Here is an 18,389-nt window from a genome sequence, read left to right as displayed (position 1 = left end):
CGTCATGCGGGCGATGCCGAATCAGCAGAAGAGCGCTGTCAGCAGAAGAGCGCTATCAGCAGAAGAACCCTGGGGTGAGCGTGACCGTCGTGCCGCGCGCTGCGCTGCCGTTCGGGTCATAGCTGCACACCTTGTAGACGTCCCAGTACTTGCCGCCCAGCGGCAGCTCGATGTCCTCGATCGTGGGATTCACCTTGAAGCCGGCGCCCTTCAGCGCATCGACCGCCTGGCGGACCGTCTTGCCCTTGACGTCGGGGATGGGCAGCGGCTGCGGACCCTTCGAGACGGTCAGGGTCACGGTGTCGCCACGGCGCCAGGGACCGCCGTCGGGACGCTCGGCGCTCTGCGAGATGACCGATCCCTTGGCGACCGACTCGCTCCAGTCCTCGGGGCGCTCATCGGCGACCTTCAGGTCTGCGTCCTCGAGCTCGCGCACCGCCTCGTCGAGTGGTCGACCGGTGACCTCGGGCACAGGTCCGAGTGAGAGCTGGATGAGAGCTGTGTCGTCCTCGAACACGGTGCAGCCGTCGGCGCAGCCGTACGCCTCGCCCTGGTCACGCGGCGTGATGCGCACATTGAGCACGAGACCCTTGTCGAGCTCGTCGAAGTACTCCTCGACGTCATCCGAGACGTTCACGCGGTTCTCGGCGAGCAGGCTCCGCACCTCGTCGGCGCTCTTGTCGCGCAGTGCCGGCAGCTCGTGCTCGGCGGGGCCGGTGGAGACGACGAGCGTCACCGTGCTGTCCTTCTCGACCCGCTCTCCCTCGCCGGGCGCGGACTCGATGATGAGCCCCGCATCGACGTCGATCGACGACTGCTCGGCCCTCTCGGGAATCAGGCCCTCCGCCGTGACGGCGGCAGCGGCATCCTCGTAGGTCTGGCCCGCGACCGACGGAACGGCGATGAGCGAGCCGGGGCCCGATCCGAACCACCATCCGATGCCGCCCGCGAGCACCGCGAGCAGCAGCACGACGGTGAGCAGCGCCGTGCCGGTCGAACGACGACGGGCCGTGCGGCGACGCAGCCGCGTCGCGTTGTCGACGGATTCCGCGACGTCCTCGACCGGGGCCGGCAGCAGGGCCGTGCCGGGCAGGATCTTCGTGACCGAGCCGGAGTCGTACTCGCCCGAGGGCGCGTCGGTCGCGGTCGGGGCGGGTGCGACGCCGATCTCGCGCTCGATCTCCCGCAGACGCGTGAGCATCGCTTTCGCGTCGAGCGGACGATCGTCGGGTGACTTCTCAGTGGCCCACAGCACCAGCTCGTCGAGCCGTTCCGGAACGGAGGGGTTGCGCGCGCTCGGCCGTGGCACCTGCTCGGTGGCGTGCTGGAAGGCGATCTGCATGGGCTGCTCGCCCTTGTACGGCTGCTCGCCGACGAGCATCTCGTACAGCATGATGCCCAGGGCGTAGATGTCACTGCGAGCGTCGGCGGTCCCGCGGGTGACGAGTTCTGGGGCGAGATAGGCGATCGTGCCGAGCAGCTGCGCGCCGGTGGCCGTGTTCGCCGTCGTCGCCCGCGCGAGTCCGAAGTCCCCGATCTTGATGCGGCCGTCCTCGGCCAGCAGCACGTTCTCGGGCTTCACGTCGCGGTGCACGATACCGGCCCCGTGAGCGGCGGCGAGACCCGAGAGGATCGCGTCCATGATCGTGATCGTCTGCGTGATCGTGAGCCGCTTCTGCTCGCGCATGAGCTCACGCAGGGTGATGCCGGGGAGGTACTCCATCACCAGGTAGGCGAGCTCGCCGTCCTGACCCTGATCGAACACGTTCACCACATGCGGATCCGCGAGCCGCGCGGCGGCTCGGGCCTCCTGGATGAAACGGCTCTGGAACGCCGAGTCGTCACTGAGATGCGCGTGCATCACCTTGAGCGCGATGCGCCGTTCGAGGCGCATGTCCGTCGCCACGTAGACGGTCGCCATGCCGCCGCGCGCGATTCGCGCACGAACACGGTACCGGCCGTCGACAAGCCGCCCGATGAGCGGGTCGGCCTGCGGAGCGTTCACAGGTCGAGTCTATGAAGAACAGGCCGGGTGAACAGGCAACGGCGCACCCTGGACGGGTTTCGATCCGGTGACGATGGGCGAGTCATCGCAGTGCGGCGAGCCATTGGGTGGCCTGCAGCTCCCACGTCCCGTATCGATCGGGATAGGCCGACACCTGCACGGCCTGAGCCGCGACCGTGAACGGCATCTCCTGCCAGCCGGGGATGTCGAGCAGCCCGCGGGTCGTGGCGCCGTTGGGGTTGCCGGGCCCGCCGTAGAACACGCGGATGCTGCGGTCGGCATCCATCGCCTGCGCAGGCGTGCCCCAGCCCTGGCTCGGACGCTGCTGGAAGAGGCCCAGCGAGTCGCGGTCGCCGTGGTCGAGATTGCGCATCGACGACTCGACCATCGCGGTGGCGAGCGCGATCGCGATCCCGCGATCGGGCACGCCGAGCTCGCGGCCGATCCGGACGATGTGAGCGGCGTGTGCGGCCTGGGTGGCGTCCAGCGCCGCCGAGCGCTGCTCGGTCGTCGCTGTGGTTGCCGCTGTCGGTGCCGGGGCCGGTGCTGCCAGTCGAAGGGCCTGCCCCGGATAGATGATGCTGCCCTCGCCGAGGCCGTTCGCCTGCAGCAGGACGCCCACGCTGGTGCCGTACTTCCGGGCGATCCCGTAGAGCGTGTCGCCCGCGGCGACGGTGTGCGCGGCCGGCGCGGCGGCGGCGGGCGGAGCGGGGGCCGGCGTCGCCGGGGCGGCGGCCGCCGGGGTCGCGGCGATGCGCAGGATCTGCCCCGGTGTGATCATGGCGGAGCCACCCAGGCCGTTGATCGACATGATCGCCGAGACCGTCGTGCCGTATCTCTTCGCGATCCCGAAGACCGTGTCGCCGCGGACGACCGTGTGCGAGGCCGACGTCGCGGGAGCGGCGGGAGTCGCCGGGGCGGGTGCGCTCTGCGGTGCAGACGCGGGGGAGAGGTGCAGCGTCTGGCCGGGGAAGATCACCGATCGCCAGCCCAGCCCGTTCCAGGCGAGCAGGTCGGCGGTGGCGACACCGTGTCGTGCGGCCACCGATGAGATCGTGTCGCCCGGCTGGATCGTGTAGTCGGAGGGCAGAGCGACGGCCGGCCGAACGGCGGCGTGCGGAGCGCGATCGACGGACGAGAGCGCGCGCATGCTCGGCGTGTGACTCGCCACCGCGGTCGCGCGGATCTCCTCCGCAGCGGCGGGTGCGGCGGTCAGGGCCGCTGCCAGAGTGCCGACGACGGCGGCCGGCGCGGTGATCCGCATCGTCGCGGTGCGCGGATTGGTGATGTGCATGTCGTCTCTCTCCCGTGGTCCCCAGAGGCGCTCGATTCCCAGAAGCGCGCTTCGATCCAGTGAAACGCTGACACGCATGTAAACGGATGTCAACAGATGTTGAGTCTGTGACTGGAGTGTTCTGAGTGGTCTGACGTGCTGCGCCGCGTCGCGGATGAGATAGTGGGAGGGTGTCTGAGAACGCTGCTGATCCCTCTGCCTGGCTGACGATCCCCGAACTCGTGGAGGCGCTCGATGAGACGCCCAGCCGCGTGCGTCGGCTGCTCGACGAGCACTACCTGATCGGCTCGCGTCGCAACGGCGCATTCGCCGTGCCGGCCGTGTTCATCGTCGACGGGCGTCCGCTCTCGTCGCTGCGCGGCACGATCATGGCCCTGCAGGACGCCTCGTTCTCTGACGACGAGATCATCGACTGGCTGCTCGCGGAGGAGGAGACGCTCGGCCGCACGCCGATCGCCGCGCTTCTCGCCGGGCACAAGAGCGCGGTCCGTCGCGTCGCGCGAACTCTCGCCTGAGGTCTGCCGGTCCGAGTCCCTGACTGCAGCGCCGGTTCAGGCCGATCGCGCGATCGCGGCCTCGGCCACGCTCTGCAAGGCCTGAGATGCCGTCGCACCCACCTCGGCATCGCGGAGAGCTCGCACGGCGGCGTCGCTGTACTCCGCGATCATCTGCTCGACCCGATCTGCCGCGCCCGTCTCGCGGATCAGCTCCTGAAGCTGAACGACCTCGTCCGCGGTGAGGTCGGGGTCGCCGATGCGCGCGTCGAGGTGCGCACGGGCATCCGGCGGCAGAGTCTCACGCGCGATCGCGATGAGCGCCGTGCGCTTGCCCTCGCGCAGGTCGTCGCCCGCCGGCTTGCCCGTGACCGCCGGGTCTCCGAAGACGCCGAGCATGTCGTCGCGCAGCTGGAACGCCATGCCGACCGGATGCCCGAAGGCTCGCAGCCGCACCAGCAGCCGCTGGTCGGCGCCCCCGAGAGTCGCGCCGAGGAGGATCGGCTGCTCGACGCTGTAGCGCGCGGACTTCAGAGAAGCCACCCGCAGCGCGCGCTCGAGAAGAGAGGCGGGCGGGTTCACGCTCCATGCCGACTCCTCCGTCACGTCGAGCATCTGGCCGACGGTGACGTCCCGTCGCATCCGGGCGTACTCGGTGCGGGTCGGCGCCGCATGCGGATGCCCGATGAGGCTCTCCTCGAGCAGGTCGTCGCTCCAGGCGACGAGGAGGTCGCCGAGCAGCACTGCCGTCGAGCGGCCGAAGGCCGCGGCATCGCCGTGCCATCCGGCGTCGCGATGGGCGGCCTCCAGCGCGCGGTGAGACGCCGGGCGCCCGCGGCGCGTATCGGAGTTGTCGATCAGATCGTCGTGCACGAGAGCTGCCGACTGGAAGACCTCCAGCGCCGCGCCGAGACCCCACAGGGCGGCATCCGTCGTCGTGCTGGCGCCCGCCGCCGCGAGCCAGCCCGCGTGTGCGAAGCGCGCACGGAGCCGCTTTCCGCCCTGCAGGGTGGTGACAGCAGCGTCCAGGAACAGCTCAGCGTCGGGACCGTATTCCGCGCTTCGCGAGCGGATGCTCTGCACGAAGCAGTCGAGTCTCTCTGCGACGGCGTCGATGACGAGGGAGGATGACACGATTCCCAGCCTAGATGCAGACAATCCGGCGACGCTCGGCTAGCCGACCGCCTCGCACGCGGGTAGACTTGGCTGACCGAACCGAGGGGGTTGGACATGCCTCTTTCAGAACAAGAGCAGCGCATGCTCGACGAGATGGAACGCCATCTTCTTCAGCACGACGCGGATGTCGTCACGGCGCCTTCCGGCGACCGTGCTCTCAGCTACCGCAACCTGGTCTACGGCGCGCTTCTGCTGCTCGCCGGCATCGGCGGTCTCGTCGCTGCCGTCGCGGCGGGCGAGAGGCTCGGTGCGATCGGCAGCATCATCCTCGGTGTGGTCGCCTTCCTCGCCATGCTGGGCGGCGCGATCCTGGCTTTCACACCAGTGCGCAGAACCGCACCCGTCGGGTCGCCGACGAGGGCTCGCGGCGCGAAGACGCGGGACTCCTCGTTCATGGATCGCATGAACGACCGCTGGGATCGGCGTCAGGACGAGCGCTGAGCTGACCCGCCGACCTCACCCACTGAATGACCCGGATGCCGAGCATCCGGGTTTTTTCATGCTCTTCCGACGTTCCTGCGTCGGCTGCCCTCCACTCGGCCTCCACTGGCCCTCCACATGGCCCCACCCGCCTGATTCCGCGGAATGACGGGCCTCGTACTCGACATCTCCGGGTTCCCCTGGCGGTTCGGTCAGGATTGACCGTAGGAAAGTGGAGTGAAGTGGAGTAAAGTGGTGCGCACCTCGAGTTGGCCGGACGCAGAGGGGGTGATGGCCAGTGCTGCTGGGTACCCACACGCCGAAGCTCGACGACAAGGGCCGCGTGATCCTTCCTGCGAAGTTCCGCGAGGACCTTGCCGGCGGCATCGTGGTCACCCGCGGGCAGGAGCGCTGCCTGTACGTCTTCAGCACCGCCGAGTTCGAGGCCAAGCACGAGCGGATCCGCGAGGCTCCGCTCACCGACAAGCAGGCCCGCAGCTTTCTGCGCATGTTCCTCTCCGGAGCGAGCGCCGAGATGCCCGACAGTCAGAACCGCATCACCATCCCCGCGCACCTCAGGCAGTACGCGGGGCTGGAAAAGGAGCTGGTCGTCACGGGTGTCGGCGCCCACGCCGAGATCTGGGACGCCGCCGCCTGGAACGACTACCTCGAGAGCAACGAAGAGACCTACGCCGATCTGGAACAGGAGGTGATTCCCGGCTTGTTCTGACCACGGCTGTGATGCCTCGCCGCTCCGCCCCGACACACTTCCCCGGTGCCGGGTCGAGCGGAGAGGAATCAGAGCCGGAGGTCACGGGAGAACATCATGAGCATCCGCGACATCCACACACCCGTGCTGCTGGAGCGCTGCATCGAGCTGCTCGCACCGGCGCTGCAGCAGGACGGTGCGGTGCTCGTCGACGCCACGCTCGGCATGGGCGGGCACTCCGAGGCGTTCCTCGAGCGCTTCCCGGGCATCCGGCTGGTCGGACTCGACCGCGACACCGACGCCCTCCGCATCGCGGGCGAGCGCCTGGCGCCCTTCGGCGATCGGGTCACTCTCGTGCACACCGTCTACGACGAGATCGGCCTGCATGCGCTGGGCGCCTCGGCGATCCTGTTCGACCTGGGCGTCTCGTCCCTCCAGCTCGATGAGGCCGAGCGCGGGTTCGCGTACTCGAAGGACGCGCCGCTGGACATGCGCATGGACCAGACGAAGGGGCGCACTGCCGCGACCATCCTGGCCGAGTACAGCGAGGGGCAGCTGCGGCGCATCTTCGAGCGCTTCGGCGAGGAGAAGCTCGCCGGCCGTTACGCCCGCTTCATCGTCGAGGCCAGAGACGAGCATCCGCTCACCCGCTCGGGCGAACTCGTCGACCTGCTGATCGCCGCCACGCCGGCCGCCGCGCAGCGCGCCGGCCACCCCGCGAAGCGCGTCTTCCAGGCGCTGCGCATCGAGGTCAACTCCGAGCTCAGCGTGCTCGCCGACGCCATTCCGGCCGCGATGGACGCACTGGTCGTCGGAGGACGCATCGCCGTCATGGCCTACCAGTCCCTGGAGGACCGCCTCGTCAAGCAGGCGTTCGTGGCGGCGTCTTCGTCGACCGCGCCCGCCGGCCTGCCCGTCGAGCTGCCGGAGCACGCCCCCCGCTTCCGCACGCTCACGAAGGGCGCGGAACTCGCGAGCGACGAAGAGAAGGCGCGCAATCCGCGCGCGATACCCGTGCGGCTGCGCGCCGCTGAGAAGCTGAGGGAGTCGGCATGAGCCTCCAGACCGCGCGCGCCCTGCCGCGCCCCGCACCGCACGTCGAGCCGCCGCGGCGGCTGGCGCCGGTGACCGCGCCCGCCCCCCGACGCCGGCCTCGGCTCGCGTACGCGGCTCTCGCCGTCGGCGGCGCTGTGGCGATCGGCGCAGCGCAGATGGGCATCTCGCTCGCCACCACCCAGGACGCCTTCGTGCTCGCGGGTCTGAACACGCAGCAGCACGAGCTCGGACTGCAGAAGCAGGCGCTGCACGAGCAGCTCGTCGGCATCAGCTCCCCCCAGTCGCTGGCGCAGAAGGCGGATGCCATGGGGCTGGTCGTCGCCGGATCGGCGTCGTACCTGCGCCTCAGCGACGGGCAGCTCCTCGGCGCCGGGGACAGCGCCAGCTGGGCGTCCACGGTCAACCCCAACGGGGGGACCGCCGTCGGCAACGCGCTGCTCGTCCCGCCCGCGCCGCCGGCCTCCGACACGACGCCCGCGCCCGAGGACGGCACGCTCGCCGACGGGGTGTCCGACACTGCCGTCGTGCCGCCCGAGCCCGCAGCCCCTCCGGTCGTCACCGACGGCCTGCCCACCCCCGTCACCCGATAACCCACCCGCACGGAGACGCGAATGACGACTCGAGCCACTCGTTCACAGCGCCGACGGACGGTCGTCGCTCTCGCGGTGATCCTCACGGTGCTCAGCGCCTTCGTGTTCCGCCTCGTCGACATCCAGGTGGTGCACGCCGACGACCATGTGGCCGACGGCGTGAACACCGGAAACCTGGGTTCGACCCAGGTCATCGCGGGAGCACGCGGCGACATCACCGACGCCGCCGGCACCGTGCTCGCATCCAGCGTTCTCGTCTACGACGCCGAGCTCTCTCCCGTGCTCATCCGTCAGTTCGAGGAGCAGACCGACAAGCGGAAGAAGCCGAAGCTCGGGTGGGACGAGGCCAGCGAGCGCATCGCCCGCATCGCCGGCCTCAGCGCCGCCGGCCTGCGCGACCGCCTCTCGGCGAAGCTCGCAGAGGATCCGGACTCCCAGTACCTCGATCTCGCCAGCGGGCTGAGCACCGAGCAGTACCTCGAGCTGCGCTCGCTGAAGACCGATCAGGGGCTCGCCTACATCACCATGACCCCGCGATCGGTGCGGGTCTACCCGAACGGGGCCGTCGCCGGCAACGCCCTCGGCTTCCTCGACGGGTCGGGCACCCCCCAGTACGGCGTCGAGCGCATCGCCAACGAGTGCCTCACTCCGGAGAACGGCGAGATGACGTACCTCAGCGGTCAGGGCGGGGTGAAGATCCCCGGCAGCGAGCAGATCACCCCGGCCGCCGACGGCGGCACGGTGGAGCTCTCGATCAACAGCGACCTGAACTGGTACCTGCAGCAGATGATCGCCGAAGAGGCGCAGAAGCAGGGTGCGCAGAGCGGCACGGTCACGGTGGTCGAGGTGAAGACCGGGAAGATCCGCGCCATGGCGGAGTGGCCCGCGCTCGACCCCAACGACGTCGACAGCGTGCCGGCCAAGCTGTGGAATTCGCAGGTCTTCACCCACACCTACGAGCCGGGATCGACCTTCAAGCCGATCACCGCTTCGACCCTGCTCGAGGAGAAGGCGGTCACGCCGGACACCACCGTCTCGGCGGCCAGCCGCGAGCGCTTCCCCAACGGCGCGAACATCGGCGATGCCTTCTCGCATCCGCGCTACGACTACACCCTCGCCGGCGCTCTCATCGACTCCTCGAACGTGGCCCTGTCGAAGTTCGGCACGATGGTGTCGCCCGAGACCCGCTACGAGTACCTGAAGAAGTTCGGCGTGGGCGAGAAGACCGATGTCGGCTGGTACCTGGAGGAGCCCGGTGGAGTGGCTGCGCCGCAGACGTGGGACAACCAGACGCTGTACACGACCACCTTCGGGCAGGCGTTCACTGTGACCCCCGCGCAGGTGGTCAGCGCCTACCAGACCCTCGCGAACGACGGCGAGCGGATCGGCCTGAGCCTGATCGAGTCCTGCACGGACAGCGACGGCACGGTGCACAAGACCCGTACCGAGCACGAGCGGGTCGTCTCGTCGGACACCGCCTCGCAGGTCCGCCGCATGCTCGAGAACGTCGCCGTGCAGGGCGGACTCGCCGACGCGATCGCCGTTCCCGGCTACCGGATCGGCTCGAAGACCGGCACCGCGCAGAAGCCGGACGGGCACGGCGGGTACAAGGCCGGGGTGTACTACACGAGCATCCTCGGGGTCGCTCCGATCGAGGATCCGCAGTACGTCGTGATGGTCACTCTCGATGAGCCGACTAGGATTACATCGTCCGCGGCCACCGCGCCTGCTCTGCAGAAGGCGCTCACCCAGGTGCTCAAGACCTACCGCGTCGCTCCCTCTTCGCAGCCCATGGACGAGCTGCTTCCCAAATTCGACTAGCCGGCATTCCGCCGCGCAAGGAGATGCCACATGATCGCCCTTCCGCTCGGCGAGATCGCCGAGATCCTCCGCGGCGAGCTGCGCCTGCACGCCCCGGACACGACTGACACCATCGTCGACGGGGTCGTCGACACCGACTCCCGGGAGATGGCCCCGGGAGCGATCTTCGTCGCCAAGCCCGGCGAGGTGACCGACGGGCACGAGTTCGTCGCCGCCGCTGTTGCAGCCGGCGCCGTGCTCGCGATCGTGGAACGTCCGGTCGAGGCTCCGATCACGCAGATCATCGTCGCCGATGCCGTCGCCGCTCTGGCAGACCTCGCGCGCGCCGTCGTCGCGCGCGTGCGCGCCGCCGGCCGGCTGCGGATCGTGGGCATCACCGGGTCGAACGGCAAGACCACGACCAAGAACTTCCTCGCGCGCATCCTCTCCGACGAGGGCGAGACCGTCGCCCCCGTCCGCTCGTACAACAACGAGGTCGGCGCGCCGCTGACCATGCTGCGGGTCACGCACGACACGCGCTACCTGGTCAGCGAGTTCGGCGCCGCCGGTCGCGGCAGCATCGCGCGCCTCGCCGGTCTCGTCGAGCCTGACGTCTCGGTCGTGCTGATGGTCGGCCTCGCGCACGCCGGGGGATTCGGCGGCATCGAGCAGACAGCCCTGGCGAAGTCCGAGCTGGTCTCCGCTGCCCGCGCCGACGGAACCGCCGTGCTGAACGTCGACGACCCCCGCGTCTGGGCGATGCGCCGCATCGCCGAGGAGCGGGGCATGTCGGTGGTCGGGTTCGGTCAGCATCCGGATGCCGAGGTGCGAGCCGATCGCATCGAGGTCGCGTCCGACGGCACGACCGCCGCCATCATCGCCGACGGCGAGGAGACTCCGCTGCGGCTTCAGGTGCTGGGCGCGCACCACGTGCACAACGCCCTCGCCGCGATCTCGGCCGCCCGCGTGCTCGGCGTGCCCGTGGGCGCGTCGGTCAGCCGTCTGGAGACCGTGCAGATCGCCGAGCGCTGGCGCATGCAGCCGATGGGATCCGACCGCGTGCGCATCATCAACGACGCCTACAACGCCAGCCCGGACTCGATGTCGGCAGCCCTCCGCACGCTTGCGCAGATCTCCGGCCCTGGCGAGCGCACCGTCGCCGTGCTCGGCGCGATGAGCGAACTCGGCGAGACGGCAGGGGAGGAGCACGACCGCATCGGGCTGCTCGCCGTGCGGCTGAACATCCAGCGCATCGTGGTCGTCGGCGCAGACGCGAGGCGTCTGTACCTCGCTGCGGTCGGCGAGGGCTCGTGGGATGGCGAAGCCGTGCACCTGCCGGATCAGGACGCGGCGTTCGAATATCTGAGGGACGAGCTGCGCGACGGTGACCGGGTGCTCGTGAAGTCGTCCAACTCCGCCGGGCTGCGGCACCTCGGCGATCGTCTGGGAGAATCGTTCTCGTGAGGTCTTTGTTGATGGCGACCGCGATCTCGCTCGCCTTCTCGCTCTTCCTGACCCCGGTCTTCCTCAAGCTGTTCCGTCGGATCGGCTGGGGGCAGGTCATCCGCACCCCCGAGGACATCGCCAACCCGAGCCACGAGGCCAAGCGCGGCACGCCCACGATGGGCGGCGTGATCTTCATCCTCGGCACGATCGTCGGCTACTTCGCCGGCAGCCTGTTCGGCGGCACGACACCCGCTCTGTCGGCCATCCTCGTGCTGTGGCTGATGGTCGGCTTCGGCGTCGTCGGCTTCATCGACGACTACATGAAGGTGCGCAGCCAGCGCAGTCTGGGCCTCTCGGGGTGGCGCAAGGTCATCGGCCAGCTGCTCGTGCTCGTGCCGTTCGGCATCGTCGCGCTGAACTTCCCGAACCGCCTCGGTCAGTACCCGGCCAGCGGCTACGTGTCCCTCTTCCGTGACATCCCCTGGCTCAACCTCTTCGCCTTCGGCGCCGTCCTCGGCTGGATCCTCTACCTGATCTGGGTCTCGGTGATCGGGGTCGCCACCTCCAACAGCGTGAATCTGACCGACGGGCTCGACGGCCTGGCCGCCGGGGCCGGCGTCTTCGTCGTCGGCGCGTACAGCCTCATCGCGTTCTGGCAGTTCAAGCAGTCGTGCGTTGGCTCGCTGTTGGCTCAGGCCGGATGCTACGAGGTGCGCGAGCCCCTCAACCTGGCCACGGTCGCGGCTGCATTCGCCGGCGGACTGGTCGGATTCCTGTGGTGGAACGCCCCTAAGGCCAAGGTGTTCATGGGCGACGTCGGCTCGATGGCCATCGGAGGAGTGGTGACCGCGATGGCCATCCTCACCCGCACCGAGCTGCTGCTGTTCATCATCGCGGGCATCTTCGTGCTCTCGTCGGGATCCGTCATCCTGCAGCGGCTGTACTTCAAGGTCACCCGCGGCAAGCGCCTGTTCCTGATGAGCCCGTTCCATCACCATCTCGAGATGCGGGGCTGGGCCGAGGTGACCATCGTCGTGCGGCTGTGGATCATCGCCGGACTGCTCGCGGTGTCGGCCGTCGGCCTCTTCTACGTCGACTGGCTGATCCAGGCATGACCGCGCCACTCGACTCGCTCACCAGCTGGCACGCCGACTGGTCCGGGCTGCGCGTCGCTGTGCTCGGGCTGTCGGTGACGGGCTTCTCGGCCGCCGACACGCTCACCGAGCTCGGCGCCGACGTCCTCGTGCTCACCGAGAGCGCGTCGGAGGAGTACGCCCGCCTGGTCCCCGTGATCGGCGCACGCCTCGAACTCGGCTCGCTGTCGGAGGTGCCGAGCGCGCTCAGCGATTTCGCCCCCGATGTCGTCGTCGCCTCTCCCGGCTTCGCCCCCTCGCATCCCGTGATCCGCTGGACTCAGCAGAACGGCATCGCGCTCTGGGGCGACGTAGAGCTGGCCTGGCGCGTTCGCGACAAGGTCACGCGCGCCGACGGAACGCCGGCCGAGTGGATGCTCATCACCGGCACCAACGGCAAGACCACGACCACGCAGCTCACCGCGACGCTGCTGCAGGCCGGCGGTCTGCGCGCCGCGCCGTGCGGCAACATCGGCATCCCGGTGCTCGACGCCGTGCGCGATCCAGGCGGCTTCGACGTGCTCGTGGTCGAGCTGTCGAGCCACCAGCTCTGGTACATCGGGCAGTCCGCGGTGGCCGGGCAGCTCGTGCCGCACGCCTCCGTCTGTCTCAACCTCGCCGACGACCACCTCGTCTGGCACGGCAGCGCCGATGCGTACCGCCAGGCGAAGTCCTTCGTCTACCGGCACACGAAGGTCGCGTGCATCTACAACAAGGCCGATGCGGCGACCCTGCGCATGGTCGAGGAGGCCGACGTCACCGAGGGCGCCAGAGCGATCGGCTTCGACCTCGGCACACCCGGCCCCAGCGACCTGGGCGTCGTCGACGGCATCCTCGTCGATCGCGCCTTCCATGACGACCGTCGCAACAGCGCGCTCGAGCTCACGACCGTGGCCGAGCTGCGCACCGCCGGGCTCGACGCGCCGCACATCGTGCAGAACGTCCTCGCCGCGGCGGCCCTGGCGCGGTCCCTCGACATCGCCCCCGCGGCGATCCATGAGGCCCTGCAGGGCTTCGCCCTGGACGCCCACCGCATCCAGATGATCGCCGAGCATCGCGGCATCCGCTGGATCGACGACTCGAAGGCGACCAATCCGCACGCGGCGGCGTCATCCCTGCGTGCGCACCCCGGCGCCGTGTGGATCGTCGGCGGTGATCTCAAGGGCGTCGATCTCGCAGGAATCGTCGCCGATGTCGGCCGCACGGCTGCCGCGGCGATCGTCATCGGCGTGGAACGCGCGCCGGTCCTCGCGGCATTCGAGCGACACGCATCGCAGGTGCCCGTCTTCGAGGTCGTCCCCGGCGAGACTGGGGATGTCATGGATCGCGTCGTGGAACTGGCGGCGGGGATCATCGACGGCGAGGGGACGGTGCTGCTGGCCCCTGCCGCGGCATCCTTCGACCAGTTCTCGAGCTACGCGGACCGAGGAGAGCGCTTCGCACACGCGGTGCGCGCATGGATCGACAGATCCGGATCGTAGACGGAGAGGGCGGATGACGCAGACGACCAGCCCTCCGGGCGCAGGCGACCGCGGTCTCGCCGCCCGTGTCTCGCTCGGCAGGCTGTTCACGCCGCCGACCACCGAGTTCGTGCTCATCGCATCGACGGCGCTCGTGCTCACCGTCTTCGGATGGGTCATGGTGCTCTCGGCCACCAGTGCGCGACCCGATCCCTGGGAAGGCGCGCTCAAGCAGGGGATCTTCGCCGTGCTCGGCATCCCGCTGATGCTGCTCATCAGCAGGATGCCCGTCACGTTCCTCGGACGCATCGCCTGGCCGGCCCTGATCGGGGCCACCGCGCTGCAGCTGCTCGTGTTCGTCCCTGGCCTTCGCGTGTCGTCATACGGCAACACGAACTGGGTGAACATCGCGGGGTTCCAGCTGCAGCCCTCCGAGTTCCTGAAGCTCGCCCTCGCCCTGTGGATCGCGTTCGTCCTGCTGCGCAAGCGCGCACGCCTGGGCATCTGGCACCACGTGTTCATCCCGGTCGTCCCGGTCTCGATCATGGCCATCGGCACCGTGATCGGCGGTGACGACCTCGGCACCGCGATGGTCCTCGTGCTGATCGTGCTGGGCGCCCTGTTCTTCGCCGGGGTCAAGCTCCGGCTGTTCATCCTCCCTCTCATCGGCGGCATCGTGGCGGTGCTCGGCTACGCCCTCACGAGCGATAACCGGATGAAGCGCATCCTCTCGGCGTTCAACCCCGAGTCCTGCGACCCGACGAGGGAGTGCTACCAGGCGGTGCACGGCATGTGGGGGATGGCCAACGGCGGCATCTTCGGCGTGGGTCTGGGCAATTCGCAGGAGAAGTACGGCTGGCTGCCCGCCGCGGAGAACGACTACATCTTCGCCATCGTCGGCGAGGAGCTCGGCCTGATCGGCTGCGTTCTGGTGCTCGCTCTGTTCGCGGTGTTCGCGGTCGGAGTCTTCCGCATCGTGCGTCGCTCCACCGATCCTTTCGCGCGGGTCGCCGCCGGCGGGATCGGGGTGTGGATCCTGGGGCAGGCGCTCATCAACATCGGAGTCGTGCTGCGAGTGTTCCCGGTGATGGGCGTGCCCCTGCCGTTCATGTCGCAGGGCGGCAGCGCGCTGATCTCGGTGCTCGCTGCATGCGGCGTGCTTCTCGCCTTCGCACGCACGCTGCCGGCCACGAGCGGCACTGATCCCGCTCAGCCGACTCGCGGACGGGTGGCGACGGCGCAGGGTATGGTCGCGAGGTGAATTCCTACCTCCTCGCCGGCGGCGGCACCGCCGGCCACGTCAATCCGCTGCTCGCCGTCGCCGACCTGCTCCGCGAGCGGGCGGACGGCGACGTGCTGGTGCTCGGCACGAAGGAGGGACTGGAGGCGCGTCTCGTCCCGGAACGTGGCTACGAGCTGCTCATCGTCGACAAGGTGCCTTTCCCGCGCCGCCCTGACGGTGCGGCGGTGGTCTTCCCGGCCCGCTTCCAGCGCGCGGTGTCGCAGGTGCGGCAGCACATCCGCCGCCACCGCATCGACGTGGTCGTCGGCTTCGGCGGCTACGCTTCCGCCCCCGCCTACGTCGCGGCCCGGCGTGAGCGCGTCCCCTTCGTGGTGCACGAGGCGAACGCCAGACCGGGCCTGGCGAATGTGCTCGGTGCCCGCACCGCGGCCGCCGTCGGCGTCGCCTTCGCGGGCACGCCGCTCAAGCGCGGCGAGGTCGTCGGGATGCCCCTGCGCCGCGAGATCGTGGATCTGGATCGCGAGGCGACGCGCGCCGAGGCGGCGGCGCACTTCGGCCTCGACGCCGACCGCCCCGTCCTGCTGGTCTTCGGCGGATCGCTGGGGGCGCTGCGACTCAACGAGGCGATCGCCGGCTCATGGGCGGATGTGCTCGCGGCAGGCTGGCAGCTGCTGCACGCCACCGGTGAGCGCAGCGACCTCGCCGACCCGAACGTGGCGGGCTACGCCATGCGCCGCTACATCGACCGCATGGATCTCGCCTTCGCGCTGGCCGACCTGATCGTCTCGCGCTCGGGCTCGGCCACCGTCAGCGAGGTCAGCGCGCTGGGCATCCCGGCCGTCTACGTGCCGTACTCCGTCGGCAACGGCGAGCAGCGTCTTAACGCGGCATCCGCCGTCGAGGCGGGAGCAGCGGTGCTTCTCGACGACGCGAGCTTCGACGGCGATGTCGTGCGCGAGAAGATCATCCCGCTGCTCGGCGACCGTGCGCGCATCGATGCGATGGCGGCGGCAGCCGAGCGCATCGGCTCTCGCACGGGCACCGAGGACCTCATCGCGCTGATCGATCGCGCACTCGCCGAAAAGTAGACTGGAAGCGACATGATCAGACCCGACCTCTCCCTTCCGATCCCCGAGACCATCACCTCCGCGCACTTCATCGGCATCGGCGGATCCGGTATGAGCGGCCTCGCGAAGATGTTCCTCGATGCGGGCATCCGCGTCTCCGGCAGCGACCGTGCTGACAGCGCCAGCCTGCGCGCACTCGCGGCCGCCGGCGCGACCGTGCACGTCGGGCACGACGCCGCTCATCTCGGCGATGCCGACACGGTGATCCACACCGGAGCGATCTGGCCCGAGAACCCCGAGTTCGTCACCGCCAAGCACCGGGGCCTGCACGTGATCCACCGCTCGCAGGCGCTGCACTGGCTGATCGGCGGCCGCCGCCTCGTCTCCGTCGCGGGAGCACACGGCAAGACCAGCTCGACCGGCATGCTCGTGACGGCCCTCCAGGCGCTGGGGGCCGATCCCAGCTTCGTCAACGGCGGCGTGATCGAGCAGCTCGGCGTGTCGAGCGGAACCGGAGCCGACGCGCTGTTCGTGATCGAGGCCGATGAGTCCGACGGCACCTTCCTGCTGTACGACACGTCGATCGCGCTGATCACGAACGTCGATCCCGATCACCTGGACTTCTTCGGGTCTGAGCAGGCGTTCTACGACGCCTTCGTCCGCTTCGGCGATGCGGCCAGCGAGGCCGTGGTGATCTCGAGCGACGATCCGGGAGCGCAGCGGGTGCGGGCCGGTCTCAGTCACCGCACGGTCATCACGTTCGGGCGCGCGGCCGACGCCGACCTGCGCATCGACGACATCGTCACGACCGGGGGAGCGTCGGCGACCCTGATCCACGGCGGAGAATCGGCGCGGATGCAGTTGGCCGTCCCCGGTGCGCACAACGCGATCAACGCGGGCGGCATCGTCGCCGTGCTCCTCACGCTCGGCTACGGTCTGACCGCGGCCGTGCGTGCGGTGGAGGGCTTCGCCGGAACCGTGCGCCGGCTCGAGCTGCACGGCGAGGCCCGCGGAGTGCACGTGTACGACGACTACTCGCACCATCCGACCGAGGTGCGCGCGGCGCTCGAGGCGATGCGCGGGGTCGCCGGTTCCGGGCGCCTGATCGCGATCCAGCAGCCGCACACCTACTCGCGCACGCAGCACATGTTCCGGGAGTTCGCCGCGGTGCTGGAGGAGCTCGCCGATCACACCGTGATGCTGGACGTCTACGGCGCGCGGGAGGATCCCGTGCCAGGGGTCACCGGAGAGCTGGTCAGCGGCGCATTCGCGGATCAGGCGAACGTGCACTACGTGCCGGACTGGCAGGAGGCGGCTGACTACACGGCCCGCATCGCCCGCGAGGGCGACTGCGTCGTGACGCTGGGCTGCGGAAACGTCTACCAGATCATCCCGCAGGTGCTCGACTCGCTGCGCCGCCCCGTCGAGGACTGAGATGCGGCGCCCGGCACCGCTTCCCGCATCGCCCGAGGAGCCGACTCCGGACGTCGGCTCGGACGGCACGTCGCCCGAACCCCGTCGTCGCCCGCTGCTGCGCTTCGGCGCGACGGGGGAGCGGGATATCGCGGGGCGTGGGGCTGGAGCACCGGATGCCGACGCCGCGGATGCCGAGAGTCCGGATGCTGCAGGTTCGACTGCCGCGGGTCCTGGCGTGGACGGATACTCCGTCACCGCCGTGATCCCGGAGGAGGACCGGGACGCGGCGCGCACCGCGGTGCGCAGCAGCGAGGTGTGGCGCGCCGCGCGCGCCCGCCGGAAGGCGCTGCGCGCGGAGATCCGGCGCTTCACCCACCGCTCCCGCCGGCGACGTCTTGCCGTGTGGGGATCGACCGGCGCCCTCGTCGCGCTCGTTCTCGGCAGCGTGATCGCCGCGTACAGTCCGCTGTTCGCCGTGGAGAAGATCACCGTCGCCGGCGCGACGAGCATCGACCCCGCCGCCGTGCAGGAGTCGCTGTCGGACCAGATCGGAGCTCCGCTCGCCCTCGTCGACGCCGCCCGCGTCAAGTCCGCGCTGGCGGAGTTCCCGATCATCGAGTCCTACGCTCTGGAGGTCCGGCCACCGCGCGAGCTGCTGGTGCGCGTCGTGGAGCGCACGCCGGTGGGCGCGATCCGCGACGGCGACGCCTACTCGGTGGTCGACGCGGCGGGCGTGGTGCTCTCGTCGAGCGCGGAGCGGCCGGAGCGAGCGCCGGAACTCGACATCACCGGCGGTCTCGCCTCCGCTGCCTTCCACAGTGCGGGCCTGGTCATGAGGTCGCTTCCCGCCGACCTGCGCGCCACCGTGACGCAGGTGCGCGCGACATCCGGCGACGACGTGACGCTCACCCTCGCCGACGGCAAGACCGTGGTGTGGGGAAGCGAGAAGGACTCGGCGCGCAAAGCCGCCGTGCTGGTGCGCCTGATCGCCGCCGCGCCCCAGTCCAGCACCTTCGACGTGTCGTCTCCCACCGTTCCCGTCGTCGGCTGAGAGCAGATCGCGGCGACACGCCGTGTCGG

At 69.8% G+C, this 18,389-nt stretch carries 16 protein-coding genes; 13 read left to right on the top strand and 3 right to left on the bottom strand.

Annotation, left to right across the window (positions count from 1 at the left end; all coding sequences use genetic code 11):
• Nucleotides 1-55: 55 nt before the first annotated feature.
• The gene (gene pknB, locus ACIPV2_RS07435; protein ID WP_400839782.1) at nt 56-2,005 is read right to left on the bottom strand and encodes a Stk1 family PASTA domain-containing Ser/Thr kinase; all 1,950 of its coding nucleotides are present in this window, start codon (nt 2,003-2,005) and stop codon (nt 56-58) included.
• 82 nt (nt 2,006-2,087) lie between these two features.
• Nucleotides 2,088-3,299 (bottom strand): LysM peptidoglycan-binding domain-containing protein, encoded by a 1,212-nt coding sequence (locus ACIPV2_RS07430; protein WP_400839780.1) that lies wholly within the window; start codon nt 3,297-3,299, stop codon nt 2,088-2,090.
• Nucleotides 3,300-3,469: 170 nt separating this feature from the next.
• Here ACIPV2_RS07430 and ACIPV2_RS07425 point away from each other — a divergent pair, with 170 nt between their 5' ends.
• Nucleotides 3,470-3,814, top strand: coding sequence for an Rv2175c family DNA-binding protein (locus tag ACIPV2_RS07425; RefSeq protein WP_400839778.1), 345 nt, complete (start codon nt 3,470-3,472; stop codon nt 3,812-3,814).
• Between the two features lie 36 nt (nt 3,815-3,850).
• Here ACIPV2_RS07425 and ACIPV2_RS07420 read toward each other — a convergent pair whose 3' ends face one another.
• A complete protein-coding gene (locus ACIPV2_RS07420) occupies nt 3,851-4,930 on the bottom strand; it encodes a polyprenyl synthetase family protein (protein WP_400839959.1) in 1,080 nt (359 codons plus the stop codon).
• Between the two features lie 93 nt (nt 4,931-5,023).
• Between ACIPV2_RS07420 and ACIPV2_RS07415 the strand changes: the two genes are divergently transcribed.
• From ACIPV2_RS07415 to ACIPV2_RS07360, 12 genes are all read left to right on the top strand, one after another.
• A complete protein-coding gene (locus tag ACIPV2_RS07415; protein ID WP_400839776.1) occupies nt 5,024-5,410 on the top strand; it encodes a DUF3040 domain-containing protein in 387 nt (128 codons plus the stop codon).
• Between the two features lie 277 nt (nt 5,411-5,687).
• Nucleotides 5,688-6,119 carry a division/cell wall cluster transcriptional repressor MraZ gene (gene mraZ, locus ACIPV2_RS07410; protein WP_101186892.1) on the top strand — a complete coding sequence of 144 codons (432 nt, stop codon included), beginning with the start codon at nt 5,688-5,690 and terminating at the stop codon, nt 6,117-6,119.
• Between the two features lie 96 nt (nt 6,120-6,215).
• Complete coding sequence (gene rsmH, locus ACIPV2_RS07405; RefSeq protein WP_400839774.1) at nt 6,216-7,154, top strand: 16S rRNA (cytosine(1402)-N(4))-methyltransferase RsmH; 939 nt, start codon at nt 6,216-6,218, stop codon at nt 7,152-7,154.
• Nucleotides 7,151-7,744, top strand: a complete 594-nt coding sequence (locus ACIPV2_RS07400; protein WP_101186890.1) for a hypothetical protein — start codon at nt 7,151-7,153, stop codon at nt 7,742-7,744. Before rsmH ends, ACIPV2_RS07400 begins: the two co-directional genes overlap by 4 nt.
• Nucleotides 7,745-7,765: 21 nt before the next feature.
• Nucleotides 7,766-9,565, top strand: a complete 1,800-nt coding sequence (locus tag ACIPV2_RS07395; RefSeq protein ID WP_400839771.1) for a peptidoglycan D,D-transpeptidase FtsI family protein — start codon at nt 7,766-7,768, stop codon at nt 9,563-9,565.
• A gap of 30 nt (nt 9,566-9,595) precedes the next feature.
• On the top strand, nt 9,596-11,008 hold the full coding sequence (murF, locus tag ACIPV2_RS07390) for a UDP-N-acetylmuramoyl-tripeptide--D-alanyl-D-alanine ligase (protein ID WP_400839769.1): 1,413 nt from the start codon (nt 9,596-9,598) through the stop codon (nt 11,006-11,008).
• The gene (gene mraY / locus ACIPV2_RS07385; RefSeq protein WP_101186887.1) at nt 11,005-12,105 is read left to right on the top strand and encodes a phospho-N-acetylmuramoyl-pentapeptide-transferase; all 1,101 of its coding nucleotides are present in this window, start codon (nt 11,005-11,007) and stop codon (nt 12,103-12,105) included. The genes murF and mraY overlap by 4 nt, the downstream gene beginning before the upstream one ends.
• Nucleotides 12,102-13,604, top strand: coding sequence for a UDP-N-acetylmuramoyl-L-alanine--D-glutamate ligase (gene murD, locus ACIPV2_RS07380; RefSeq protein ID WP_400839766.1), 1,503 nt, complete (start codon nt 12,102-12,104; stop codon nt 13,602-13,604). The genes mraY and murD overlap by 4 nt, the downstream gene beginning before the upstream one ends.
• Nucleotides 13,605-13,617: 13 nt before the next feature.
• On the top strand, nt 13,618-14,844 hold the full coding sequence (ftsW, locus tag ACIPV2_RS07375) for a putative lipid II flippase FtsW (protein WP_400839764.1): 1,227 nt from the start codon (nt 13,618-13,620) through the stop codon (nt 14,842-14,844).
• Nucleotides 14,841-15,914, top strand: coding sequence for a UDP-N-acetylglucosamine--N-acetylmuramyl-(pentapeptide) pyrophosphoryl-undecaprenol N-acetylglucosamine transferase (locus tag ACIPV2_RS07370; RefSeq protein ID WP_400839762.1), 1,074 nt, complete (start codon nt 14,841-14,843; stop codon nt 15,912-15,914). The genes ftsW and ACIPV2_RS07370 overlap by 4 nt, the downstream gene beginning before the upstream one ends.
• Nucleotides 15,915-15,926: 12 nt before the next feature.
• Nucleotides 15,927-17,327 carry a UDP-N-acetylmuramate--L-alanine ligase gene (gene murC, locus ACIPV2_RS07365; RefSeq protein ID WP_400839760.1) on the top strand — a complete coding sequence of 467 codons (1,401 nt, stop codon included), beginning with the start codon at nt 15,927-15,929 and terminating at the stop codon, nt 17,325-17,327.
• Nucleotide 17,328: 1 nt separating this feature from the next.
• Nucleotides 17,329-18,360 carry an FtsQ-type POTRA domain-containing protein gene (locus tag ACIPV2_RS07360; RefSeq protein ID WP_400839758.1) on the top strand — a complete coding sequence of 344 codons (1,032 nt, stop codon included), beginning with the start codon at nt 17,329-17,331 and terminating at the stop codon, nt 18,358-18,360.
• Nucleotides 18,361-18,389 lie beyond the last annotated feature (29 nt).

This window comes from Microbacterium sp. NPDC089987 (assembly GCF_044748505.1).
Classification (GTDB): domain Bacteria; phylum Actinomycetota; class Actinomycetes; order Actinomycetales; family Microbacteriaceae; genus Microbacterium.
The sequence above is the reverse complement of the archived record's forward strand: the minus strand, read 5'-3'. Positions and strand labels throughout refer to the sequence as shown.